The following is a 25,520-nucleotide window of genomic DNA, read 5'->3' on the forward strand; positions in this document are numbered from 1 at the left end:
ATAAAAAATGTCACAGTTTGTTTATCCACCGGGACTTTATCTATAGCAACCATTAAAAAGGAAAACATATGTTAAAGTCGGTAAATCACTATGCGGTTTCACTGTGGCTAGCAAGGAGGTAAGGGAATGAACGTAGATACACAACTGGAAAAATTAGTTGAGGCTGCAAAGTCAGGGGATCAAAAAGCGTTTTCCACACTGATTGATCAGCTCTCGAACGTGGTCAGTAGCATTGCATTGGCGATCACTAAAGATGTGAATCACAGTGAGGACGTCAGCCAAAAAGTATTTATTAAGGTTTGGCAAAAGCTAGGGGAGCTCAAGAATAATGCCAGTATACTGCCTTGGATCAGGCAGCTTACACGCTATACGGCGATAAACCATCTAAGAGATTTGGGGGCAGTAGAGAAACACCAAGTGAGTTCAGCTTGTGCAGAGGTACAATTAAATCAGCTCTTTGATGGCAGTATGCCACTGGACTCATTACTTGTTCAGCAACAACAAAACCATGTCCTCTACCACTTTGTAGATTCGTTGCCCGATGAAAGCCGGGAAGTGGTTTTACTGTACTATCGAGAAGAGCAAAGCACGCATGCTGTCAGCGTATTACTTGGGCTTAATGAAGCGGTTGTAAGAAAGCGCCTTGAGCGGGGACGTCGGCAACTCAAGAGTCAAATTTTGGCAAAATATGGCAAAGTGATTTTGGCAACGGCACCGGTAGGGTTGTCATCCATGGTGATGTCTCTTGCAGTGACAGCCCCACCGGCAGCTGCAATGACGGTAAGTACAATGATGTCAGGCTATCAGACATCGTGGTTTTGGCAGTTTATTAGTCTATTAGGAGGTGCCGTCACTGGGGGAATATTGGCATTACTGGCCAACGACCTAAGTGCAAAACGTGCCCTCAAGCATTTTGATGATATAGCGGTCGTCGCACAATTACATCGCGCGAGAAAAATCACCAACCTGTGGATCATCGCAAGTGTCGCTATCATGATGGTGTGTTACGAATTTAGTTCAGGCTGGCTGTTGCCATCGTTGAGTTTTGTATTTTTGTTGATTGGCGTGACGCGCTTCACGTTATTGATGGCCGTCGCCAATAAGCGTCGTTTATTACAGCAAGCTGAGCTTGATAAAAGCGCTTATCAGCGTCTCGAAAAACAACAAAAATATGGCATGCTTGGTTGGTGTTTAGGCGTAATAGGTGGCTCAGCTGGGTTAATAGGTGGATTTGTGCAAACGGGGCGATTAGCGCAATTACTTTAGTTCGAACGCTTGTGCCTGCGATGAAGACCGCCATAGCCTGTTATTTTCTATGTACAAAAATAGCAGGCTAACATATGCTGCTTTATTTCTTTGAGGCAATTGGGATGATATTAAATTTCAAGGAACTATCACCAAATCGTGTTTACCACACTCTGACTCAAACAGTGGTCCCTAGACCCATTGCTTGGGTACTATCGAAAAACACGCAAGGGGTATTAAATTTAGCGCCTTTTTCTTACTTCACTGCGATCAGCTCTGATCCGGCCATTTTAATGTATGCAGTGGGACAAAAACCAACAGGAGAGTACAAAGACTCTGTGGTAAATGTTGAAGCGACAGAAGAGTTAATTATTCACATTGCCGACAGCGCCTTGGCTCATGAGGTTACTCAATCGGCGGCATCACTGCCAAATGATGAGTCAGAGTTAGATCTACTTGATTTGGCATTGGTTGATTTTCCCGACTCACCTCTGCCCAGACTAGAAAAAGCAAAAGTAGCGTTCGCGTGCAAACTACATAAAGTGGTTGAAATGGGGGAGCTGCCCATGAAGTTAGTGTTTGTAGAAGTAACACAGGCTTATATTGATGATGAAATTGTTCAACTGGATGAAAAAGCGCGCAGCAAAGTTGATGCATTGAAATTAGACCCGTTGGCGAGGTTGGGTGGTGCTGAATTTGCTAGTTTAGGTGAGGTATTTAAGTCTGCACGGCCACAATAGCCGTGCAGATAACGAGCGCTAGGTTACCTAGCGTTCCACTCGCTTATGTTATTGAAAGTTAACAGTCACTTCCGGTGAACAAATGTCACCATCTTGACACAACTGATAGGTATAACTTGTTGCAGCTGCATTGCGAGAGAAGTCACGGAATTTACCTGTGTTATTGACTGTACGGATCAATTGTCCATCACGGTAAATTGAAACTTGCTCGGCAGTTGAGCCACTCCACTTTAGTTCAACCCGGATTGAGCCCAAACGTGTTTTGTTCGCTCGGACGATTTCAAGCTGTGGATTATCTGAGCTTACTATCACAGATTGTGTGCTTGTATGGGTATTTCCTTTACTGTCAGTTACAGTCAAGGCAACGTCATATGTACCAGAGGCAGCGAAAGTATGGATAGGGTTTTGTTGATCACTGACGTTTCCATCGCCAAAGTCCCATGCTCGACTGACAATGTCATCGTTGACATCTGTACTGGTGTCAGTAAAGGTGACGTTTAGTCCTTCACGAACAAAATTGAAACCAGAGACAGGTGGTTGATCAGCGATCTCACCAATACCTGTAAGAGTCACAGACCAGTTATTCAAAGTACCTGTGTCTAAAGTCGCATTGTCCACGACTTTTAATGTCCACTCACCTGTTGCCACTTCTCCATTAAACGCATCTGAAGCAAAGTTACCGACGATGTCATCAGCGCCGCCACCGGTACGATTGTGCAAAGTTGCAACAGTGCCCGCTGGTGATGTGAGCGTTACCAATAGGTCACTAATGTATGTATGGCTGATGTTTAATGCCACGCTAGAGCCAAAAATAGTGATTGGGTCCACGATGTTGATCTTTGACTCTACACCAGCTTGATTGTTATCAGGTATGTCTACACTGGTCGTATTGTCATAGGTGAAATCACGCAACCCTTGAGGTAGTACAGTTAGAGACACCTGTTTTTGTTGACTGAGCTGACCAGAAGTCGCACCAACTGTGAAGCTATAATCGCCCCATGCAGTTTCCGCTGTGGTTGGTACACTAAGCACTGCGGTATCACCAGGCTTTACTGTTGTCTTTGACAGTGTGACACCATTTAAGTCGCCGCTTGCTGTCAATGCGATGTCACCATCCCAGTTTGCAATTGAACTAAACGTCAACTGGTAATCAGCATTTTCCCCAGCTGTTACTTCTTGTGCTACTGGTGTAGCTATCACTCTAAAGCCAGGCTCCGGATCTGCGTCTATCAGTGCTTGGTGTGCGTCAAGTCGTTTACCTGACACTGTTTTACCATCTAATGCGGCGATTGGCTTGCCTGAATCCATTAGGAGATTTTTTAGTTCAAGGGTTGTCAGGCTTGGGTTCACTGCCAGTGCCAATGCAGCCGCACCAGCTACATGAGGTGTTGCCATTGAAGTACCAGAAAAAGACGAATAGCCACCACCGGGTACTGTTGATAACACATTGCTACCAGGTGCACCTAAATCGACAGACGTAAGTCCCCACTGTGAGAACGAAGACATGCTGTCTGTGTGGGTTGTTGATGCGACGGCAAGGACACTATCGTGATCATAGCTTGACGGGTAACCGGGTGAAACATCATTGTCTCTTGCACTGTTACCTGCCGCTGCGACGAATAAAATGCCAGCTTGTTCGCTCGCTGAGATTGAATCGTAAAGCGCTTGGTTGAAGCCACCACCGCCCCAGCTGTTGTTCAGAACACTGACATTATGACCTGCATTTTTTAGCCCTACCATATAGTCAATACACTTAATCGCATCGCCAGTAGAACCACTACCTGAAGAGTTTAAGAACTTACAACCGACGATGGAAACTTCGTGGTTAACACCGACAACACCTAGTGCATTGTTTCCGGTAGCACCAATGGTACCAGACACGTGAGTACCATGGCCTTGGTCATCCATCGGGTCACCGCTATCGGTGATTGCGTTGATACCATATACATCATCGACATAGCCATTACCATCGTTGTCAACACCATCGCCAGCAATTTCACCAGGGTTGAGCCACATGTTTGCTGCCAGATCTGGGTGGTTGTAATCTACACCGGTATCGATAACACCGACAATGACGTCGCGAGAACCGATACTGATGTCCCATGCTTCTGGGGCATTAATATCAGCATCATTAGTGCCGCCAGTTTGTCCGGTATTGTGTAAACCCCAAAGTTCATCAAAGCGGCTGTCGTCAGGAATAGCCAGAGCCGTGACGATATAGTTTGGTTCAACATATGAAACAGCAGGGTGTTTTTCTAGTAGTTTGATAGCTTGCTTGGGCGTCATGCCATCTAAGTCAAACTTGGCTAATCGGCCGTTCAAAACATTCTTATAGTTGTCATCTTTTTCATCGGCATTGCTATCGGAAATACGAGCTTTGACGAGTTGTCGAGCTTGAGCACGCATGGCAACACTGGCATTGTCTTTAAATACTACGAGTACACTGTCATCAATAGTTTGTGTTGTAGATTGAATTTGCACTGCTGCGTGTGAATTAAAGGCAAGCAATGGCGTGAGTGCCAGAGTTAAAGCTGTAAGTTTAGTTTTCATCATTCTTCCAATATTAGTTGTTCTAAGTGGTTAGAAGTTGTGCATGTGAGCACGACTACTTTTTTGTGACTTCTTCTAAGAACTGATGACGACATCATTTTGGGCAACGTCTTAAAACCTAATATAGAGAATTAGTGGACATCAAATTGAAATTAGTTCAATAGTTAAATTTCATGTTTTTTTGTGGCTTTTATGTATGCTTTTTAGCTATGACTCATGCTTTTTTGGTATTTGCAGTCACTTAGGGCACAGTTTTTTTGTCCTTTTTTCGCTCATACTTTTTTGGTATTGGGAGAGGGAGTTACTTACATAAAATTGATAATTTAATATAAGTTTATGATTATATTAGAGTAATTTATTCAATAAAATTTCTCATTTATCTTCATCAAATAGCAAATTAGAGTGAATACGTGACTTGCTTTCCAGTCTACTCAGTTTCAACAGAATAAATACTGAATTAGATCAAAAAGTGACAAACCAATAATTAAAGAACTTCTAAATAAGAACAGGACGCATCATGATTTATTCTCAAGTTGTTATGAACTGGAATAGATCAACTTTAATTAGCAGTACTTTGTATAGCGAATGCACTTTATTTTAGTTTGAGTTTTTTTGTCCCGGCAACGACGAATTTTCGCGCAGTTAATTTCAATAAATGTGAAGCATATCAGGTACTAAAACCAAAATTAAAACTCTAAAACACTAAGGAGAAAAGTGTGAAGTTTTCTAAATCATTAATTAGCTGCGCGTTGGCCGTTGCATTTACTCAATCAGTTGCAGCTCAAACGGTACAAGAGACAGGCAAAACACAATCTATTTCTAACTTGAGTCAAATAGAAAGAGGCCTGACATCAGGAAATTCGTTAACGCTCACACAAAACTCATCATTGGGCGGTAATTCACAGGTGAGTTTCCAAGAGGGGACAAGTAACCAGGCGAACGTAACTACAACTGGTAACTTCAATGAAACCACGACGAACCAAACGGGCACAAGCCACGCAATACTTGTAACAACAACGGGTGATAGCAATATTCAAAGCTATACCCAAGACGGTGACTCTCACGGCGTTGAAACAACGTTGACAGGTAACAGCAACCAACTTGCGGTGGCACAAACAGGTGAAGGTTACTTTGGTATCAACAATGAAGTTATCAATGTCATCAATGGTGATGAAAACGATGTACGCGTGTCGCAAAGCACTGGCGGTCATTGGATGTATAACAAAAACATGCAAGGCAACCAGAATACTGTCACAAGTACTCAATCAGGCAGTTGGCATGAAGTGCATTTGAATAATGTAACGGGTGACCAAAACGCCTTTACAATTGATCAAAATGGCGTATTCAATAAGGTAGAAATTGAAACACTCGTTGGTGATGATAATGATATTGAAGTGTCGCAAATAGGCGAGGATCACCGCATAGAAATTGGTCAAGTAACTGGCAATGACAATGACATTGAATTTGAACAAAGTGAAGGTAATGACAACACCATCAATGTTGCTGGCATTGTAGGTAGCGACAATGACTTACAGGTAGATCAAGAAGGCAACAAAATTAAGTTTGAAAGTGGCCTGTTCCAAGGAAGTGACAATGATGTCACTGTGACTCAACGAGGCGATGACTCCTCTGTCGGTGTAGATATTCAAGGTGATAACAACACTGTTACGAGTGCACAGCAAGCGCTTAATCAAGATGCGGGTCTGAACACGCTTTATGTCGGTCTAGCGGGCGACAATAACGAGATCACAACCATGCAAATTGGTGAGCAAAATGATGCCCACATTGCGCTCTTTAATGGTGATGACAACGACGTAGACCTTGTTCAAAACGGTAGTCAAAATGAGTTTTTACTACAATCCTCAGAGCCTGATCCAAGTATTGAAGCTAACAACAATGATGTAACTGTTGTACAAAATGACATTGGTAATAGCACTGCAATTACCATGGGATACGCGGTAGCAAGCTCAAACAACCAAATTGATATTGCACAAGCTGGTGAGCTCAACGTGATCGATTTATTGCTTGAAGGTGGCAATAACTCAATTGACTTAGCGCAAGATGGCAGCAATAACTTTGTTGCGGGTATTGAATCTGGCGGCTTTGTGGTAGCTGGCAATGACAATATTGTGTCTATCAGCCAAACAGGTAATGGTAACTTGGTTGAAGGTGGTGTTACTGGTAATGCGCAAACTTTGCGTATTACACAAATTGGTGACAATAACGTCGCGACAGTGACACAACAGTAATAATACAAGAGGGGGCTTTGCCCCCTGACTATTATGAAACACTTATTATGCATGTTGATACTGTTTGGCCTGTGTAGCACCTCAATTGCACAAACATCCAAACAGACTGAAGAAGTTGAATTAGGCGGCTTGGTTATGGACCAAAGTATTAGTCGCTTTGGTTATCAATTTTATTATGACTTCTCACAACTTTGGCGAGAACTGCCTAATACTTCTGGTGTAAATATCACGATAAAAGAAACTGTATTACCTCGTGCTGGTACTCGATTAGATGTGCGCATGAATCGTCGTTTAGTTTACAGTACGGCAATGGGACGTCGCGGGGGCCCTATGGATGAGCGAGTTGAAGCTGCGCTATTTGCGGTTATGGATGCCATGGCCAGTGATCGCTATCAACAAGGTTCTCCTGATTTAGCGGAAAGTGGATGGTAGTAATGAAAACAACAATATTGGTCTATTTATCTTTTTTCACTCTGAGTGCATCAGCAACGGAGATTGTTTACAAACCCATTAACCCTTCATTTGGTGGTAATCCACTAAATGCAAATATGCTACTCAATAAAGCCAATGCACAAAATAAACATCGTGCGCCAATTATCGAAAAGTCTTACGGAGAGCGATTTCAAGAATCGTTAGAGCGGACATACCTCAACCGTATGGTGCGAGAGATTTCTGACATGGCATTTGGCGACGATGTAGAAGACAGCATTTTTAATGAAGACTCAACATTTACAAGTGGCGACTATGAAATACAAGTAATCACGAGTACACCTGATTCAATAACGGTGCAGATCAAACATATCGATAATGGAGATACCACTATCATTGAAGTGCCGAGGTTTGGCTAATGTATAAAGTAGTTGCAGTATGTTGTTTAGTGTTCCTCGCTGGGTGTAGCAGTATTGGGGCTGTGTTACCGCCGGATCAAAGCTTGCCTGAAGCATTAGAGCAAAGCCATGAGTTTCAGTCGCTTAAAGCACTCCCCGAGCCGCGAGGTAGGATCCCTGTCGCAGTGTATTCATTTCGAGATCAAACTGGTCAATACAAACCAAAGGATAATGTCAGTTCATTCTCAACGGCAGTAACTCAAGGGGCCAACTCTATTCTGATGCAAGCATTACATGAAACAGAGTGGTTTATTCCGGTAGAGCGTGAAGGGTTGCAGAATTTACTAACGGAGCGAAAAATTACTCGTGCAGCAATGACAGATGAGCAAAAAAAATCAGCGCAGCTACCCCCTTTAACGATGGCAAAAATCATTTTTGAAGGCGGGATCATTAGCTATGACTCAAATGTAAAAACGGGCGGCTTAGGCATGGAGTATTTTGGTATTGGTGCTTCGGAGTTATACCGTGAAGACGTGATCTCAATTTATTTACGAGCTGTGGATGTGCGGACCGGTCAGGTATTATTGTCGGTTGCGACAACGAAAAAGGTGCTCTCAATGGAGGTGCGCGCTGGTTTTTTCCGCTATGTGAGTTACAAGCGACTGGCTGAAGCTGAAGCGGGTTTTAGTGAAAATGAGCCTATGCATATTTGTGTGACACAAGCTATTGAAAAGGCGTTAACTATGCTGGTGGAGCAGGGAATAGATAGGGGAGTTTGGGCAGCAAAAGAGCAAGCTATTGCTGCCTTACCAAGGGTAGTTAATGACGCTGTATTGAGACCGGAGCAGAGTTAAGAGGAATATGTTTTTGTGCCCAGTTTGCCAACTCTATACGATTGCGAGAGTTGGTTTTTTTAAAGGCGCTGTAAATATGGGTTTTGACGGTGTGGCTACTGATATTGAGCGAATCTGCTATATCGTCATTTTTCGCACCGCTGGCCAATAATTTAATGACTGATTTTTCCCGAGCAGTCAGCAACTCGAGTTCAGAGTCTTGAATATCCAGAGATTGTGGACGAGGGATATTGGGTATTTGTTGGATCAGTTCGTTAAAGGCCTGAGAGATAGAGGTGCGGCAAAACCACAATTCGCCATTAAGCACGCGTTGGATCCCTTTGAAAATATTTTCTGCTGACGTGTTTTGGTAAATAACGCCTTTAATTCGTGCAAGAAGCGCAGTTTGCTCATTAACTAAGCTCGGCTGAGCGTTAAATAACAATACATTTTGTTGTGCCGCCAAGGCACTGACTTCTGCACTAAGTAAATCTTGGCATTCTCGGTGGCTAATATCTACCAAGTATAAATGATGTTGTGCCCGTAGCGGTGTGTCAGGCAGGCGAGTATCTATTTTAATTTGATTACTGGTTGCTTCCAGTATTTTCACGAAACGGATAAATTCAAAGTCTTGAGTATCCGTTTTGTTGTGGGTTAAAACAAATAGACTAACTTCCTTGTTGCTAGTTTGAATCGCTTTCATGTTTTTAGACGACCTTTTATTGTTCCTATTACTTTAAATATACATATTTTTCACAATAAGTTTAGCTTTAATTTTCAATTTGCTGTGGCTGTATCATTATTTAGTTATAAAGTATGATTAAATGCTCTGAAGGAATTGGAAGGCATGTCAATTCAATTGGGCGGTTTACAATAAATGTTAGGCCGTTTGAGAATGCGGCCTAACAAGACAACTTAAAGTTTGTTTATCCTAGTGATAGAGTCTTGACCAAGCACATGTTTTATAACCGTTTTTCTCGAAGTAAAAACGGTAACAATTACCGTCATAGTTATAATTACCTACATCGATACGGTAGCCACTGATATAGGCGTTGTGTAAGGAGATAAAACGACCATTGTATAGGAGTGAAAAGTGGACATGTGGTCCGCTCGATTGTCCCCCTTGGCAAAGAGCCATATTGCGATTGTTTGCATATCTACCTAACCAATCACCCGCTGAAATATAGTCTCCAGTACTATATTGTAAGTTGTCCATATGGTAATACTGAGTCGAGTATCCGCTTGAGTGGGTGACTCTGATATTACATGCTGAATAACGTGTCACTTTTCCGCCATGGGCCGCCTGTACCCAAGGAGTGTTTGATCCCCAGCCACCAGAACCATTATTAAAATCAAGAGAAGAGTACGGGTAACCAGAGCCGGTATTGGAATGGGCACCGCCACTGTACCAAGCATAACCTGAAGGCCAAGGTAAGTTCATTGAAAAGTTTACTTTAGGCGCAACAGATTTAGCTTCAAACCGAACTTGTTGAGGTGATAATAAATGTGTTGCAAAGGCGGTGCTGTAAAGCTGTGCTAAGGGAGCCAGAGCATTTGCGTCTCCCAATAGGCTTGATAGTGCCGCTGTCGCAGAGTTGCTGGTTACAGATTTATGCTTAGTTGCATACATTTCAAATGCGTAAAAACGTTGACTCAGTTTCAGTGCTACGTCTTCAAGTTGCGCTTCAAACCCGGTTTTATCGGACCAATTAGCGAAAGGTTTTGTTATAGCGGCCTTATTTGGTTGGCTAAGTACCTGACTGGCTTGCTCCATCAGCGCGAGAAGTAGTTTAGGGTTGATACTGGTGTACCCAGCCCAATGCAATAGGGCCTCTTGATGGTCGATGAGGTGTGGTGCGGTGCTGTATAACAGAGATTGCCAATCTTCATTGAGTAGTTCATCAGTAAAGATAAATTGTGACTCATCCACTTGGATCAGAGGGTTGATGGCCAATTGTTGGATCTGAGACTTTTCAAATTGAAAATCGGGAATATCTAGGTGCTGACCTTGTGCCTTAGTTTCTGAAGCTGTGAGTAAGAGTACCCCAAAGGTCGTGCCCAAGGTGATTATGTGTCGTTTCATGTTGTATCCTCTTGATTGTTTTTTGTACTGCTTTAACTTGTATATCGAGAAGTAATAAAATTGTAAAATAAGAGCTTTGACACTAAATCAGGTGGGCTGTAAAAAAATGAGTACAAATTGAACGAATAATCAATGAGGCTGCAATAATTGCGATGTAAAGACAAACACCTTCTAGATTGAAGGTGCTCGCCTCGTAATTTAAGTGTCTAGTTGCCCTGTCAAGCGTAAGTACTTTTCAGCTAGTGTGTCGAGGCTTTCTCGGTGATTAGGGTCTGGCTTTATGCAATCGATAGGGCAGACACTGACACAGGTAGGTTGGTCATAGTGACCAACACATTCAGTGCACTTATGGGGATCAATTTCATATATTTTATTGCCCATATAAATGGCCTGATTTGGACATTCAGGGTCGCACATATCACAATTGATGCATTTATTTGTGATGAGTAACGCCATCATTTAAGCCTTTTTAAATGGGTTTCTGGTATCTTCCTGAGTGCCCAGATTTCGCATCAAAATTGCATGGTCTAAATTAATGTTTTCTGGCAGCGGGATTTGCACGATATGCCCAGAGCCTTTGGCGTCATTGATGGTTTCGCCTTTTTTATTCTCCATGTGTTCAAGATTAAAGGCAATATTCCCCTGCGGTGTCATCAGCTCCAAGCTGTGGCCTGTGCAAAATTTATTTTTTACATCTATTTCGACCAATCCATTTTGATTGCGTCCGAGCACTTCGCCAACAAATTGTTGTTTGTCTGACACCGAGTGGCCGTATTCATAATTTTGATAGTCTTGATGGGCATGGCGTTTTAAAAAGCCTTCCGTATAACCTCGGTGTGCGAGGTTTTCTAAAGTCCGCATCAAATTAGGATCAAAAGGTTTTCCAGCCACCGCATCATCAATGGCTTTGCGATAAACTTGAGCCGTGCGTGCAACATAATAAAAAGACTTTGTTCGACCTTCTATTTTTAGGCTGTGGACGCCCATTTTCGTCAACTGATCAACGTACTGCACGGCACGCAAGTCTTTTGAGTTCATAATGTAGGTGCCGTGTTCGTCTTCGAAAGCTGGCATAAATTCACCGGGCCTGCCTTGCTCTTCTAACATAAAGACTTGCTCAGTTGGCTGTCCCTCGCCGAGCGTCGGGATCACATCTTGAGGGTTTACTTTGTGGACAACATCGCCAAGTTCGGATTCTTGACCTGGTTTAACGTCATAACTCCAACGGCAAGCATTTGTGCAGGTGCCCTGATTAGGGTCGCGTTTATTGATGTATCCAGAAAGTAAGCAGCGTCCAGAATATGCCATGCATAGTGCGCCATGGACAAACACTTCAAGCTCAGTATTTGGGCAAAGCGAGCGGATCTCAGCGATTTCTTCCAGTGATAACTCCCGTGACAAAATAACACGCTCAATCCCTTGACTTGCCCAAAAATTCACGGAGGCATAATTGACTGCATTGGCTTGTACAGATAAATGAATGGGCATGTCAGGCCACTTATCTCTCACCAGCATGATCAAGCCAGGATCGGACATGATCAGTGCATCTGGTTTCATTGCGATAACAGGTTCTATATCCCTTAAGTATGTTTTAACCTTGCTATTGTGAGGAGCGATATTGGAAACCACATAAAGTTTTTTGTTTTGCTGGCGGGCTTCATTTATACCTATCTCTAGGTTTGCCAAGTCAAATTCATTATTGCGAACACGCAAACTATATCTGGGTTGTCCCGCATACACGGCATCGGCGCCATACGCAAAAGCGTAACGCATATTCTTTAAACTGCCTGCGGGTGAAAGTAGCTCTGGTACAAACATATCTAAACCTCATACATTGAACTGGGTACAAACCAGCTGCTGGGGATATTAAAAAGCGGCGCAGTATAAGTGAGTTTTGCACGGTAGATTTTGACGTAGATCAGGTTTATCTCAGGGCTATAAACACGGTATTTCAACAAGGGTGTGGGCTTTTACGCATAAAGCGCGTATAATTCGCGCCCGTAAATATCAACAATTATTATTGGAGCTAAAAAGATGGCTTTAGAGCGTACTTTTTCAATCGTTAAGCCTGATGCGGTAGCTAAAAACCACATCGGTGCAATCTACAACCGTTTTGAGTCTGCTGGTCTTAAGATCGTTGCTTCTAAAATGGTTCACCTTTCTCAAGAGAAAGCTGAAGGTTTCTACGCAGAGCACAAAGAGCGTCCTTTCTTTGGTGCACTAGTTGAGTTCATGACTTCTGGTCCAGTAATGGTTCAGGTTCTTGAAGGTGAAGACGCTGTTCGTAAAAACCGTGAAATCATGGGTGCTACTAACCCTGCTGAAGCACTAGCTGGTACTTTACGTGCTGACTACGCTGATAGCATCGACGAGAACGCAGTACACGGTTCAGATGCAACTGAGTCTGCAGCTCGCGAAATCGCTTACTTCTTCAGCGACGAAGAAATCTGCCCACGTACTCGTTAATTTCGAGTTGAGCAGATGAAAAAGGGCTCTCGGGCCCTTTTTTAATCCCTTTAATAAACGTTGATCGTTTTGAAAAGCAATTGGGGTGTTTTTGAAAGCGATTACATCATTGCGATGTTTGATTGATTTTTGTACAATTGCGCGCTTTTATTTATGTTGTTCAATCCGTCACCTGAACTGAGGTTGTTTCATGGCCACGACTGAGAAAAAAATTAACCTATTAGATTTAAACCGCGAGGGGATGCGCGAGTTATTTGCTTCATTTGGCGAAAAGCCATTCCGCGCCGATCAGGTGATGAAGTGGATGTATCACTTTGGTATCGACAACTTTGATGATATGAGCAATATCAACAAAAAGTTGCGAGCAAAGTTACAAAGCCAATGTGAGATCAAGGCTCCCGAAATCTCAGTAAAACAAGTGGCCAGTGATGGCACGATAAAATATGCGATGATTTTGGAAGGTGGTCAGGAAGTTGAAACGGTCTGGATCCCTGAAAAGGATCGCGCGACTTTATGTGTGTCTTCTCAAGTTGGTTGTGCACTGGAATGTACTTTTTGTTCAACGGCGCAACAGGGGTTTAACCGTAACCTCAAAGTATCTGAAATTATTGGTCAGGTATGGCGTGTTGCCACAGACATCGGTTTGCACAATGGCGACAGCACCAAGCGACCTATCACCAATGTGGTAATGATGGGCATGGGTGAACCTCTGCTCAACATCAACAATGTGGTGCCCGCGATGGAACTTATGATGGATGACTGGGCATTTGGCCTGTCGAAGCGTCGCGTTACACTGAGCACATCAGGTGTTGTTCCTGCACTGGATATTTTAAAAGAGAAAATTGATGTTGCTTTGGCTATTTCATTACATGCGCCAAACAACCCATTGCGTGATGTACTAGTACCGATCAATAAGAAATATCCAATTGAAGAGTTCTTAGCGGCATGTCGTCGATATATCGATGGTTCAAAAGCAAATAAAGATGTCACGATCGAGTACGTGATGCTTCAGGGTGTCAATGATAGTACCGATCATGCTCATGAATTAGTACAAGTGCTCAAAGGCACACCGTCTAAAATTAACTTAATTCCATTTAACCCATTCCCGGGTAATGAATATGGCCGTTCAAGTAATAGCCGTATTGATCGCTTCTCGAAAGTACTACAAGCTGCTGGTCTGACATGCATTGTACGTCGTACCCGTGGAGATGACATTGATGCTGCTTGTGGGCAGTTAGTAGGGGATGTTGTTGACAGAACCAAACGCGTGGTCAGAAAGCAACAAAATCAAGATAATGCAATAGCAGTAAAAGTAGGGTAAAAAATAGATGAAACACAGTGGCTTTCAGGTAAGATAGAGTCACTGTGTCTTAGCAAAAAGGTGGTCAATGCCTGCTTTAACGGATGGTTTACTCACTCAATTCGCGTGTAGTGTGCGTCGGCGTTTGCTGCTCGGTGCAAGCTGTGCTGTCATTTTGACCAGCCTGAGTGGCTGTGTAACCGAAACACGATATGCCAACAGTAACAAACCCGTAGTGCAAAAAAAGACCAGTGGCCAAGATGCGGCAAAAACCCGTATTGCACTGGCGCTTCAATATCTTAATGCGGGTAATAACACACAGGCAAAATATAACCTTGACCGGGCTTTAAATCTTGCGCCCAAGCTACCAGAAAGTCACTACGCGCTGGCTTATTACTTTGAACAAGTTGGCGAAAACGAGAAAGCGCAAAAAGCGTACATTGCGGCGTTGGAGTACGGGCCAAATGATCCTAATACACGTAACAACTATGGTACATTTTTGTGTCGTATTGGAGAGTTTGACGCTGCGACTGAACAATTCTTTAAAGCGATAGATATTCCAAGTTACTTGCGCGTAGCGGAAAGTTACGAAAATCTTGCTTTGTGTTCGCTGCGTCAAGACAACTTTGAGTTAGCACTTGAGTATTTAAAACGCGCCCTTGATCACAATTCTCAGCGCCAGTCGGTATTAATTTTAATGGCGAGTGTTTTTTATGCCAAGAGTGAACTACACCGAGCTGAAGATGTTTTAAAAGTTTATGCTGATAAAGGGTTTGTGTCACCAAGAGGCATGTTGTTAGAGCACCTGCTGTCAGCCCGAATGGGGCGTTTACAGTATGCACAAGAGTTAGAGACGTTGTTATTACAAACTTATCCAAACTCTCTTGAGGCCAGACTTGTCCTTAATAACACCTTGCAACTCAGCGAATTTGAGCAACTCAAAGAACAATACAGAACAGCCCAGTTAGATAAAATAACCCAAGCAGACGAAAACAGAGTCGTTGCAAATCCGCAAATCAAGATCAAGCGCAAAGTTCCTAGCTCGAATAAAGTTGCCAACACGACAAAAGAAAATACCAGTAGGGCAGAGCGCAATCGTTCGTTATTGCGCGATGGGCAAAGCAAGAACTTACACACTGTAAAGGCTTCGGATATTGAAGCTAAGAGCAGTGCGCAACGAGAGCCACAGCAGAAAACGTTCACGAATGGTTCACCTGTGGTGCGTACATTACCCACTCTTGATGAAACAACGTTAGAAGAGGTAGTTGTTACCAATCCAACAGAAGAGTCCAAAGTACGTTTTACAACCAGTCAGAAGCCAGATACTCCTGAGCAAGTTGTGTTCCATCGTATTGACCCCAGTGAGATTCGGTTTACTGAACAAACACCTAGTGTAGATTTAAGGAACGATGAAAATTTGGGTAAAATGTTGAATGAAGAAGTGTTGATTCCTCAAGTGCCTACCCATCGTATGGAAATGGGGGAAAACCTGTTCAGCTTGTCAGTTAAATATAATATTAAGCTAGAAAAGTTGCTAAAATGGAATGCGTTGAAAAAGTCAGATCGACTGGCGATTGGACAAGTTGTGTTTTTAAATAATCCTAATACAACTCATGCGATTGCTAAAGGGGAGTCATTATTTGATATTGCTATGAAGCATAAGTTATTAATTGATGATTTGATGCGCTGGAACAGATTAACGCCTGATGTTGCCCTGACGCCCGGGCGACATATTTTAATAGTAGATCCCAATAACTATATTTTATGAATCAAGAAGAGAATGAAACAACGACTGAGTCATTGTCACTCGGTCAGACCCTTGCACATGCCAGAGCTGAGCAAAATCTCAGCTTTGATGATATTGCTGCACGGCTAAAATTAAACCACAGTCAAATCACTAAACTTGAAAATGATGAGTACCAAAGTTTAGGGCCCGAAACATTTGTACGTGGATATGTTAAAAGTTACAGCGCACTACTTGGTTTAGATAGTGAGCAAGTACTTGCTTTGTATGAAACCCCAGAGGTTCCAGAACAAAAGCGAAATATGAAAAGCTTTTCAAGGCGCACTGAAAAAGAGGCTAACGACAACCGCTTGATGGTTGTCAGTTACTTAGTGCTGCTAGTATTTGTTGGCCTGTCAGCATTTTGGTGGTGGCAAACAGCAAGTAATTCTGAAGGCTCCGAAGAGATCAGCGGATTAAATGAAGCGATCACCGCACCAGAGACGACACCGTCGCCTTTGGCGACTAATGGTGATGCGTCACACGCCTTAGAATCAAATATAGCGAAAACTGATGTTTCGGTTCAAACGGCCAGTGATGAATTTCGAGAGCAGCAGCCAAAAGATGAATCTGTGTTGGCTCAAAACACAGAAGTTACATCCGATAAACTCGCAGTGGAGCCCGCAACAAACGATGTGAGTAAAGCAGTTGAAGCATCACCTACAGCATCAGCTCAACAAAGCGAGCCTGTCGCGGAGCAACCCGAGGCTGCAATATCGTCAGAAGTGCCTGAAACAAGCACTGTTGTGATGTATTTCGAGCAAGATAGCTGGGTAGAAATTTTTGATGCAACGCAGGAACGTGTTGCATTTGGTGTAAAAAAAGCAGGGTATACCATGACAGTTACTGGCCTTGCGCCGTTTTCTGTCGTTTTGGGTAAGCATCAAGTGGTGAGTATTGAATTGGATGGTCAGCCAATTGATATCTCGGGGTTGCCTCGAAACCGCTTAGCAAAGTTTAAATTACCGTTAGCAGAGTAGTCGTCATGTTTTCAGAATCTCCTATAAAACGCAGAAAATCCACACGTATTAACGTTGGTAATGTCCCGATTGGTGATGGCGCTCCAATTGCTGTTCAGTCAATGACAAATACCGACACATTAGATGTAGATGCAACCGTCGCACAAATTCAGGCTATTCAAGATGCCGGTGCAGACATTGTTCGTGTATCCGTTCCGACAATGGATGCAGCTGAAGCATTTAAGAGTATTAAAGAGCAAGTTGATATTCCGCTGGTTGCGGATATCCATTTTGACTACCGTATCGCCTTAAAAGTGGCGCAATATGGTGTTGACTGTCTACGCATAAACCCGGGTAATATCGGCAGCGAAGATAGGATCAGAGCCGTTGTTGATGCTGCTCAGGAGCGTGATATCCCGATTCGAATCGGTGTAAATGGAGGCTCATTGGAGCGCGATTTACAAGAAAAGTATGGCGAACCGACACCGGAAGCATTACTTGAATCAGCCATGCGTCACGTAGAGATTTTGCAAAGATTAAACTTCGACAAGTTTAAAGTATCTGTAAAAGCATCAGATGTATTTTTAGCTGTTGGTGCGTACCGTTTACTTGCCAAAGAGATTGATCAGCCACTGCATTTAGGTATCACAGAGGCCGGTGGTTTTAGAGCTGGCTCTGTAAAATCAGCAGTTGGTCTGGGTATGCTACTGGCTGAAGGTATCGGCGATACATTGCGTGTGTCACTGGCGGCTGATCCTGTTCAGGAAATTAAAGTCGGTTTTGATATCTTAAAGTCGTTACGGATCCGCTCTCGTGGTATTAATTTTATTGCTTGCCCAAGCTGTTCAAGGCAAGAGTTTGACGTAGTCAACACCATGAACCAGCTAGAAGAAAGACTGGAAGACATCATTTCACCTGTCACAGTATCGGTGATAGGCTGTGTGGTTAATGGTCCGGGTGAAGCTCTGGTGAGTGATCTCGGTTTAGCTGGGGCAAATCGCCGTTCAGGCCTGTATATCAATGGTGAGCGTCAAAAGACCCGAATAGATAATGACAACATTGTTGAGCAGTTAGAAGAGCAAGTACGCGAGTATGTTGCTAAAAAAGAAGCTCAGCCGAGTATTGATGTCAAAATTATCGAAGAGTAAGCCTTTTAGAGGCTGAATTTATTTCGTTTACGTTTTAATCGAGCAGGGTATAATAGACGCATTTTATCGTACCGTATTCAGGGTTTTGTTATATCCTGCACTCGTAATTTAATGAAAAGAATAGTTTAAAGTTAGGAATTTCAGTGGCAAAGCAAATTAAGGCAATTCGTGGCATGAAAGATTGCCTGCCGGGCACGACTCAAATCTGGCAAAAAATTGAAGGGACTTTAAGAGACACAATGGGTGCGTTCGGCTATCAGGAAATTCGTTTTCCGGTTGTTGAATCAACAGATCTGTTTAAGCGCTCAATCGGTGAAGTAACCGATATTGTTGAAAAAGAAATGTACACTTTTGAAGATCGTAATGGCGAAACTTTAACTCTGCGTCCAGAAGGAACAGCAGTATGCGTAAGAGCTGGCGTTGAAGGTGGCTTGCTTTACAACCAAGAGCAAAGACTTTGGTATATGGGCCCTATGTTTCGTCGTGAACGCCCGCAAAAAGGCCGTTATCGCCAATTTCACCAATTTGGTGTAGAGACTTTCGGTATCGCGACTGCTGATATTGACGCTGAAGTAATCATTTTGACAGCACGTCTTTGGAAGTCGTTTGGGATTTCAGATCATGTGCGATTAGAACTTAACTCTTTGGGCTCTAATGAAGCGCGCGCAGCCTATAAAGAGGTGTTGGTTGCTTATTTAGAGCAGCATAAAGATAAATTAGACGAAGACTCTTTACGCCGCATGTACACCAACCCACTGCGTGTTTTAGATAGCAAAAACCCAGATGTACAGGCTGTTGTTGCGGATGCGCCGAAGCTTTCTGAACACCTAGATGAAGAGTCTGTACAACATTTTGCAAATTTATGTGAACGTTTGGACGCGGCTGGCGTCGAATATCAGGTAAATGAGAACTTGGTACGTGGTTTAGATTATTATAACCGCACTGTATTTGAGTGGGTTACTGATAGTCTAGGTGCGCAAGGCACCGTATGTGCAGGTGGGCGCTACGATGGGTTGGTAGAACAACTAGGTGGCAAAGGCACACCTGCGGTCGGCTTTGCAATGGGTATGGAGCGTTTAGTATTACTACTAGAAGAGCTCAATAGCGTTGGTGACATTCGTCGCAATGTAGATGTGTATGTTGCAGCGATGGGTGATGTTGCTAGTATCAAAGCGCCAGCGATTGCAGAGCAGTTGCGTGACGCGGTACCAGGGCTACGTGTTCAAGTACACGCAGGTGGCGGCAACTTTAAAAAACAACTGAAACGTGCTGATAACAGCGGTGCGGTTGTTGCGCTGATTTTTGGTGAAGATGAAATCACGAATGATACTGTAACAATTAAGTATTTACGTGAACAAAAAGAACAATTGACCTTACCTATGGCTGAAGCTCACACTACTTTAGCCGAGTTGGTAGGGTAAGAGGTTAGAATGGAAATTTATTCAACAGAAGAACAACAAGCTGAAGCAATAAAGAATTTTTTTAGAGAAAACGGGACTTCATTAATTATTGGTGCTGTTTTAGGTCTAGGTGGTTTGTATGGCTGGAAAGCGTATAACCAAAATCAAATTTCAACAGCTGAAGCAAGTTCAGAAGCATATAATACACTGATTGAAAGTGGTGAAGTGTTGTCAAAAAGCGATGCCTTTATGGCAGACAATGCGGATTCTAATTACTCAGTGTTGGCAGCATTTGTTGCGGCTAGAGAAGCAGTTGAAGCCGGTGAATTAGAACAAGCAGCAACTAAGTTAACCTTTGTTGCTGATACAGTAAAAAGCCCAGAGTTAAAAGCAACTGCACTGTTACGTTTAGCGCGTGTACAGGCTTCTCAGGGTAATTATGATCAAGCTTTGAGCACTTTGTCGCAACCAATGCCAGCAGGATTTACTGCACAAGTGGCAGAAGTGAAAGGGGATATTTATTTATCTCAAGGCGAAAAAAGTAAAGCTCGAGAGCAATATCAAGCTGCAATAGATGCAGATGGCGCAAAAAATAATGCGTTGCTGCAGATTAAATTGGATGACTTGGCAATCGCATCGAACTAAGGAGTAGCCATGAAGAAGTTGGCAATGGCCTCACTGGCATTGTGTATGGCGTCGTTAATGGGTTGTTCATCAAGTGACGATGAAGAGGAGTTAGTGCTCCCTGAAATCGTCAATCAATTTGAACCACAAACAGTTTGGCAAGAGTCGCTAGGTGATGGTGTCGAACACTATTTCTCGCGCTTGACACCGACTGCACACGATAATCGAATTTTTGCAGCGGAGCGAAAAGGCTTGGTTGCTGCATACAGTGCGGAAGATGGCGAGCAACTGTGGGAAATTGACACCCGAAAAGATACCTCAATCTGGCCGTGGGCAGACGATGACTCGGCAAAGTTATCCGGGGGTATTTTGCAGGCGTATGGCAAGATATATATCGGTTCTGAACATGGTGAAGTTATCGCACTGGATCGTGAAAGCGGCGACGTTGTATGGCGCAAGTCTGTACCCGGTGAAGCTTTGTCTTCTCCCAGTGCTGGTGACGGTTTAGTTTATGTCAACTTAGGTTCTGGCAAATTACTTGCGTTGCACCCTGATACAGGTGAAGAGCGTTGGAGTTATGAGCAAGAAGTTCCGGCTTTAACACTTCGAGGGTTAAGCTCACCAACGTCTGCAAATGGCGGCGTTTTGATCGGTGAAGAAAGTGGCAAGCTTAGTGTGCTTATCGCTGAAAGTGGATTTACAGCTTGGAGCGCCGATGTTGCACTTGCAGAAGGTGCCTCTGAGTTTGAGCGCTTGGTCGATGTTGATACAAAACCTGTGGTATCCGGTGCGTACGTTTACACGATAGCGTATAATGGCAAACTTGCAGCCATTGATGTGCGTAATGGTAGCGTTGTATGGGATCGTGAATATAGCAGTTATCGCGATTTGGCCATTGAACTAAATACGATTTACTTGGTAGATAGTGATGGCGTGCTCTATGCTCTAGATAAAGACTCTGGAACAGAGCGCTGGAGCCAAGCTGGCCTAAGAGGTTGGTACTTAACGGCACCTACTGTTGCTGGTAATTATGTTGTTGTTGGTGATCAGGAAGGTAACCTGCACTGGCTTGATAAACAAACTGGTGATTTAGTTTCTCGTCAAGAGTTTGATAGTTCGGGCTTTTTTGTTGAACCCATCGTAGTCGATGATAAGTTGATCGTATACACCCGTGATGGTGAGATCAGTGCGATAAGAATCCCTTAATCATCACTGACGTAAAGGTTTTTGTAAGGCTTCGCACTGCGAAGCCTTTTGTTGTTTAAAGAAGAGGTAGTCTATGCTTCCTGTGATCGCTCTGGTAGGGCGACCAAATGTGGGGAAATCCACATTATTTAATCGTTTAACGCGTACACGAGACGCACTTGTCGCCGATTTTCCGGGTCTAACTCGCGACCGTAAATATGGTCAGGCTGACTATGATGGCTATGAGTTCATTGTTGTAGATACAGGTGGTATCGACGGCAGTGAAGAGGGCATCGAAACGGAAATGGCTGAGCAGTCGCTACTGGCGATTGAAGAAGCGGACATTGTATTGTTCTTGGTGGATGCGCGCGCAGGTATGACAGCTGCGGATCAAGCCATTGCGCAGCACTTAAGGAAGCAAGAAAAAAAGAGTTTCATTGTTGCAAATAAGACTGACGGCATAGACGCTGATTCAAGCTGCGCGGAGTTTTACCAATTAGCACTGGGTGATATTCATCAAATCGCAGCAGCGCATGGCCGTGGTGTGACTCAATTACTTGATGCAACACTGAGCCCCATCATTTCTGAACTTGCTCAGCAAGATGACGAAATTGCACAAGATGATGACAGTATTGCCGAGCTTTACCTTGAAGGTGAGGAAGCACCTGAAGAAGGAAAAACAGGATTTGAAGACAAGCCTGTTAAGCTGGCAATTATTGGTCGCCCTAATGTAGGAAAGTCAACGCTAACAAACCGCATTTTAGGCGAAGAGCGTGTGATTGTTTATGATATGCCTGGCACGACGCGCGATTCAATTTATATTCCGATGACCCGCAATGAGCGAGAGTACGTTTTAATTGATACGGCAGGTGTACGTAAGCGTAAAAAAGTCAGTGATGTGGTTGAGAAGTTCTCGGTTATTAAGACCTTAAAAGCGATTGAAGATGCCAACGTTATCTTGTTAGTTGTTGATGCGCGTGAGGGGATTTCTGACCAAGACTTAAGCCTGCTGGGCTTTGCTTTGAACTCTGGCCGTTCACTGGTTATAGCTGTGAATAAGTGGGATGGGTTGGATAATTACGTGAAAGAGAGGATTAAGTCTGAGCTGGATCGTCGTTTAGGCTTTATTGACTTTGCCCGTTTACACTTTATTTCTGCGCTGCACGGTACAGGTGTTGGCCATTTGTTTGAGTCAGTTGATGAAGCATATGAATCTGCAACGAAGCGTGTCAGCACCGCAATGCTGAGACGTATCATGGATATGGCACAAGCAGATCACCAGCCGCCACTAGTGCGTGGTAGACGTGTGAAACTAAAATATGCGCATGCCGGTGGTTACAATCCCCCAAGGATTGTTATTCATGGCAACCAAGTGCATGACTTACCGGATAGCTACAAACGCTACCTGATGAACTATTATCGTAAGGCGCTCAATATTATGGGGACGCCGATAAAAATTGAGTTCAGAGAGGGTGATAACCCGTATTCAGGCCGAACTAATAAAATGACGTTGTCACAAAAACGCAAACTCAGAGCGTTTACTAAAGAGCAACGGAACAAAACATAAAAAATGGCGCGTAAAGCGCCATTTTTTTGCTATTTGCCTTATTAAATTTTGTAAAATATATTTTTTACATGCAACAGGCGGTAGGTATTGATTTGTGAGCTAGCCTTTACGCTGCTCATTAATTATGCTTTATTAGTATAAATTTGTTTAACTTATTGTTGTGATGCATTTTCTTAAAACAGTCATTTATGTAGATGATGTCGAAGAAGTCTTAGATTTTTATTTTCAAGCTTTTGGGTTGAGTGCTCACTCAGTAACAGAGAATGGTGATTATGGTGAGTTAGACACCGGAACAGTCCTGCTGGCTTTTGCAACACACCCAGTTGCGCAATCCCAATTCAAACAAAATTATATTCGCTCTCAGCCAAAGCAGCCTGCTTTGGGATTTGAATTGACACTTGGTTGTGAGAATGTGTCTAGCAGTTATGATAAAGCCGTTGCAGCGGGGGCTGAGCCTCTGTGTGCTCCATGCCAAAAAGGCGTACATATACAGGCATATGTACGCGCGATAGAGGGGACGCTAATTGCGTTAGTCAGCGAGAGCACGAGCTAGACTGACAGGCTCGATTTCAATACACACGTTATCGTTATTCCAGTTGATACCAACCAGTGCACTGTCATCCCTTAAGTCTTCTACCCACTCATCTAGGAAAGTATCTAGACCAATTTCAATAGGTTTAAACTCTTCCCACTCGTCTTTGCACTGCTCTTGCGCTGCGGATTCGTCGCTCCAGAGTAGTAACACGTCTGATTCTTCAAACTGATTGGATTCCACAATCACAAAACCGCCATCTTCCGCACCCAGTGCCCATAACTGTTCACTTTGTTTCACAACGGTGACAAAGTTGACTACTTCTGACTCTAATTCAAGATCATTCATATTATTTACCAGTATAAAATTAACTGCGCGGATCCGTTGCTTGAGCATGTTTGTTGTCTTGCCAGTTCTCTAGATGATTTAACAGCCCTTCGTGATTGTTAATATCGGCTAGATTTCTGAATCGGATCCAGTCTAACAGGCAGTATAAACTGATCTGCAAATACTCGCAGTTCAAAAATACATCTGTTGTGCATTGTCTATCTAAATAGGTCAATGTTTCAGTTATACGTTCGCGTTGTAAATTAAAAAACAACACATCTGCTTTTGTATCAAACCCTGAACGCTCGCCTAGTAGTATCTCGACCAGTGAATCGTTGCAGGCATTGATGGTTGTTAGTAAGTTTTCCTGCTGCCAGTTTAAATGGGGTAATGAGTACTTTGTTTGCAAGTATCTGGCTATGACATTGGAATCACATACAGTGTTTTCCCCACAGATTAAAAAGGGAATTTTACGCGCGGGATTGTGCTTGATAAGAGTTTCACGCTCTTCAGGGTTAAATATATCAATGGCCTTATAATCTACTGTAAGATTATGCATTGCGCAGTATATTCTTAATCTTCTGACATAGGGTGATGTATTGGAGCCATATAAAATCAAAGTGTGTTCCCTCATTGGTTTTAGTGACTATGAGTGTAGCATGTCATCAGCTGAATTTAAGAGTGTAATGTTTGGATGTACTAGAAGCGTATTAGACTTGAAAGGGTTGGAAATTAGGGTAGTAGACAATATAACTCCTACCCTAGGTGATGTTAATCTTGTCGACTTGTGACTTCTAACAGATGATAGCCAAACTGTGTTTGTACAGGCCCTTGAACTTCGTTTAGTGGTGCAGAAAATACAACCTTATCGAATTCAGGTACCATCATGCCAGGTCCAAATTCTCCAAGTGCACCACCGTCTTGTCCTGAAGGACAATTGGAAAACTCTTTGGCTAGATCCGCAAAGTCTTCTCCACTTGCGATACGTTGCTTGAGCTCCAAGCATTGCGCCTCGCTGTCTACTAAAATATGTCTTGCACTTGCTAATGTCATCTTCTCTCCATGCCTTGCCTGATTTTTATTCATACCTTATTCTAATGCAAAAGTGGTAAAAGCGCATGCTTTTACCTGATTTGCTTTTCAATTGCTTTCGCGAGCTCTTCTGACAATGGTTTTGTGCGGCTGCCAAAACGCTGTATTGTTTTTCTATCTGCAGATACAAGATATTTATAAAAATTCCATTTTGGAGAGCCTGCTTGTTCACCTAAATGTTTAAAAACGGGGTTGGCATCACTGCCTCGAACAGGGCTTGTTGCAAGCATGGTAAAGGTAACGCCGTAGTTTACAAAGCATACCTTAGCCGTGTCTGCTTCATCGTTTTCTTCTTGGAAAAAATCATCAGATGGGAAGCCCAGCACTACAAGACCCTTATCTTTGTACTGTTGATGTAACGCTTCAAGATCTTTAAATTGCCCGGTGAAGCCACAATTACTAGCGGTATTTACAATGAGTAACGGCTTATTTTTAAACTGGCATAAATTGACAGTGTCTTTTGAGCGCAGTTTTCTCAGTTCGACAGCGGTAAAGTCATCGCATTGAGCAAATGCAAGTGGGCTGCTTAGAGCGAATATAAGGCTTAAAATTGTCTTTTTTAACATGGTAAATTCCGTTGTTTATTGTTTTTACGTGTGTCGAAAGAAAT

Annotated in this window: 25 protein-coding genes; 16 read left to right on the forward strand and 9 right to left on the reverse strand. The window is 43.1% G+C overall.

What is annotated here, in order from left to right; translation table 11 throughout:
* Positions 1-126: 126 nt before the first annotated feature.
* Positions 127-1,266: an RNA polymerase sigma factor gene (locus tag N483_RS16515; protein ID WP_023399871.1), complete on the forward strand. Its 1,140-nt coding sequence runs from the start codon at positions 127-129 to the stop codon at positions 1,264-1,266.
* Between the two features lie 104 nt (positions 1,267-1,370).
* Complete coding sequence (locus tag N483_RS16520) at positions 1,371-1,985, forward strand: flavin reductase family protein (RefSeq protein ID WP_036976498.1); 615 nt, start codon at positions 1,371-1,373, stop codon at positions 1,983-1,985.
* Positions 1,986-2,033: 48 nt separating this feature from the next.
* Here the strand turns inward: N483_RS16520 and N483_RS16525 are convergent, their stop codons facing one another.
* Positions 2,034-4,535: a S8 family serine peptidase gene (locus tag N483_RS16525; RefSeq protein WP_023399873.1), complete on the reverse strand. Its 2,502-nt coding sequence runs from the start codon at positions 4,533-4,535 to the stop codon at positions 2,034-2,036.
* Between the two features lie 716 nt (positions 4,536-5,251).
* On the opposite strand from N483_RS16525, the gene N483_RS16530 reads away from it, so the two are divergent.
* From N483_RS16530 to N483_RS16545, 4 genes are read left to right on the forward strand one after another with little or no spacing between them, the layout of a single operon-like run.
* A complete protein-coding gene (locus tag N483_RS16530; protein ID WP_023399874.1) occupies positions 5,252-6,784 on the forward strand; it encodes a hypothetical protein in 1,533 nt (510 codons plus the stop codon).
* A gap of 33 nt (positions 6,785-6,817) precedes the next feature.
* Positions 6,818-7,216, forward strand: coding sequence for a curli assembly protein CsgE (locus N483_RS16535; RefSeq protein WP_023399875.1), 399 nt, complete (start codon positions 6,818-6,820; stop codon positions 7,214-7,216).
* Positions 7,210-7,632, forward strand: a complete 423-nt coding sequence (locus N483_RS16540; RefSeq protein ID WP_036976433.1) for a curli assembly protein CsgF — start codon at positions 7,210-7,212, stop codon at positions 7,630-7,632. The genes N483_RS16535 and N483_RS16540 overlap by 7 nt, the downstream gene beginning before the upstream one ends.
* Positions 7,632-8,465, forward strand: a complete 834-nt coding sequence (locus N483_RS16545; RefSeq protein ID WP_023399877.1) for a CsgG/HfaB family protein — start codon at positions 7,632-7,634, stop codon at positions 8,463-8,465. Before N483_RS16540 ends, N483_RS16545 begins: the two co-directional genes overlap by 1 nt.
* On the opposite strand, the gene N483_RS16550 is transcribed toward N483_RS16545, so the two are convergent.
* The 4 genes from N483_RS16550 to yegQ form a co-directional block, all read right to left on the reverse strand.
* A complete protein-coding gene (locus N483_RS16550; RefSeq protein ID WP_023399878.1) occupies positions 8,431-9,147 on the reverse strand; it encodes a helix-turn-helix transcriptional regulator in 717 nt (238 codons plus the stop codon). The two genes, N483_RS16545 and N483_RS16550, sit on opposite strands and share 35 nt — an antisense overlap.
* Before the next feature lie 228 nt (positions 9,148-9,375).
* A complete protein-coding gene (locus N483_RS16555; protein WP_023399879.1) occupies positions 9,376-10,527 on the reverse strand; it encodes a M23 family metallopeptidase in 1,152 nt (383 codons plus the stop codon).
* A 198-nt stretch (positions 10,528-10,725) separates the two neighbouring features.
* On the reverse strand, positions 10,726-10,983 hold the full coding sequence (locus tag N483_RS16560; protein WP_036976504.1) for a YfhL family 4Fe-4S dicluster ferredoxin: 258 nt from the start codon (positions 10,981-10,983) through the stop codon (positions 10,726-10,728).
* A 3-nt stretch (positions 10,984-10,986) separates the two neighbouring features.
* A complete protein-coding gene (gene yegQ / locus N483_RS16565) occupies positions 10,987-12,345 on the reverse strand; it encodes a tRNA 5-hydroxyuridine modification protein YegQ (protein ID WP_023399881.1) in 1,359 nt (452 codons plus the stop codon).
* 216 nt (positions 12,346-12,561) lie between these two features.
* Between yegQ and ndk the strand changes: the two genes are divergently transcribed.
* The 10 genes from ndk (at position 12,562) to N483_RS16615 (ending at position 23,512) form a co-directional block, all read left to right on the forward strand.
* A complete protein-coding gene (gene ndk / locus N483_RS16570; protein ID WP_023399882.1) occupies positions 12,562-12,993 on the forward strand; it encodes a nucleoside-diphosphate kinase in 432 nt (143 codons plus the stop codon).
* Positions 12,994-13,183: 190 nt separating this feature from the next.
* Positions 13,184-14,314 carry a bifunctional tRNA (adenosine(37)-C2)-methyltransferase TrmG/ribosomal RNA large subunit methyltransferase RlmN gene (locus N483_RS16575; protein ID WP_023399883.1) on the forward strand — a complete coding sequence of 377 codons (1,131 nt, stop codon included), beginning with the start codon at positions 13,184-13,186 and terminating at the stop codon, positions 14,312-14,314.
* A gap of 67 nt (positions 14,315-14,381) precedes the next feature.
* Positions 14,382-16,061, forward strand: a complete 1,680-nt coding sequence (pilW, locus tag N483_RS16580) for a type IV pilus biogenesis/stability protein PilW (RefSeq protein WP_023399884.1) — start codon at positions 14,382-14,384, stop codon at positions 16,059-16,061.
* Positions 16,058-17,056, forward strand: a complete 999-nt coding sequence (locus N483_RS16585) for a RodZ domain-containing protein (protein ID WP_023399885.1) — start codon at positions 16,058-16,060, stop codon at positions 17,054-17,056. Before pilW ends, N483_RS16585 begins: the two co-directional genes overlap by 4 nt.
* 5 nt (positions 17,057-17,061) lie before the next feature.
* Positions 17,062-18,183 (forward strand): flavodoxin-dependent (E)-4-hydroxy-3-methylbut-2-enyl-diphosphate synthase, encoded by a 1,122-nt coding sequence (gene ispG / locus N483_RS16590; protein WP_023399886.1) that lies wholly within the window; start codon positions 17,062-17,064, stop codon positions 18,181-18,183.
* Between the two features lie 143 nt (positions 18,184-18,326).
* Positions 18,327-19,604 carry a histidine--tRNA ligase gene (gene hisS / locus N483_RS16595; protein WP_023399887.1) on the forward strand — a complete coding sequence of 426 codons (1,278 nt, stop codon included), beginning with the start codon at positions 18,327-18,329 and terminating at the stop codon, positions 19,602-19,604.
* A 9-nt stretch (positions 19,605-19,613) separates the two neighbouring features.
* Complete coding sequence (locus tag N483_RS16600; protein ID WP_023399888.1) at positions 19,614-20,228, forward strand: YfgM family protein; 615 nt, start codon at positions 19,614-19,616, stop codon at positions 20,226-20,228.
* A 9-nt stretch (positions 20,229-20,237) separates the two neighbouring features.
* Positions 20,238-21,413 (forward strand): outer membrane protein assembly factor BamB, encoded by a 1,176-nt coding sequence (gene bamB / locus N483_RS16605; protein ID WP_023399889.1) that lies wholly within the window; start codon positions 20,238-20,240, stop codon positions 21,411-21,413.
* 73 nt (positions 21,414-21,486) lie between these two features.
* Positions 21,487-22,959, forward strand: a complete 1,473-nt coding sequence (der, locus tag N483_RS16610; protein WP_023399890.1) for a ribosome biogenesis GTPase Der — start codon at positions 21,487-21,489, stop codon at positions 22,957-22,959.
* Positions 22,960-23,122: 163 nt separating this feature from the next.
* Positions 23,123-23,512, forward strand: coding sequence for a VOC family protein (locus N483_RS16615; RefSeq protein WP_023399891.1), 390 nt, complete (start codon positions 23,123-23,125; stop codon positions 23,510-23,512).
* Here the strand turns inward: N483_RS16615 and N483_RS16620 are convergent.
* The 4 genes from N483_RS16620 to N483_RS16635 all read right to left on the reverse strand — a co-directional run bounded on the left by N483_RS16620 (position 23,489) and on the right by N483_RS16635 (position 25,476).
* The gene (locus N483_RS16620) at positions 23,489-23,839 is read right to left on the reverse strand and encodes a DUF2750 domain-containing protein (RefSeq protein WP_036976436.1); all 351 of its coding nucleotides are present in this window, start codon (positions 23,837-23,839) and stop codon (positions 23,489-23,491) included. The genes N483_RS16615 and N483_RS16620 overlap by 24 nt on opposite strands.
* 19 nt (positions 23,840-23,858) lie before the next feature.
* On the reverse strand, positions 23,859-24,437 hold the full coding sequence (locus tag N483_RS16625; protein ID WP_023399893.1) for a glutathione S-transferase family protein: 579 nt from the start codon (positions 24,435-24,437) through the stop codon (positions 23,859-23,861).
* 152 nt (positions 24,438-24,589) lie between these two features.
* On the reverse strand, positions 24,590-24,871 hold the full coding sequence (locus tag N483_RS16630) for a peptidylprolyl isomerase (RefSeq protein ID WP_023399894.1): 282 nt from the start codon (positions 24,869-24,871) through the stop codon (positions 24,590-24,592).
* A gap of 71 nt (positions 24,872-24,942) precedes the next feature.
* Positions 24,943-25,476: a glutathione peroxidase gene (locus tag N483_RS16635; RefSeq protein ID WP_023399895.1), complete on the reverse strand. Its 534-nt coding sequence runs from the start codon at positions 25,474-25,476 to the stop codon at positions 24,943-24,945.
* Positions 25,477-25,520 lie beyond the last annotated feature (44 nt).

Source organism: Pseudoalteromonas luteoviolacea NCIMB 1944 (genome assembly GCF_001625565.1).
In the GTDB taxonomy this organism is placed as follows: Bacteria; Pseudomonadota; Gammaproteobacteria; order Enterobacterales; family Alteromonadaceae; genus Pseudoalteromonas; species Pseudoalteromonas luteoviolacea_F.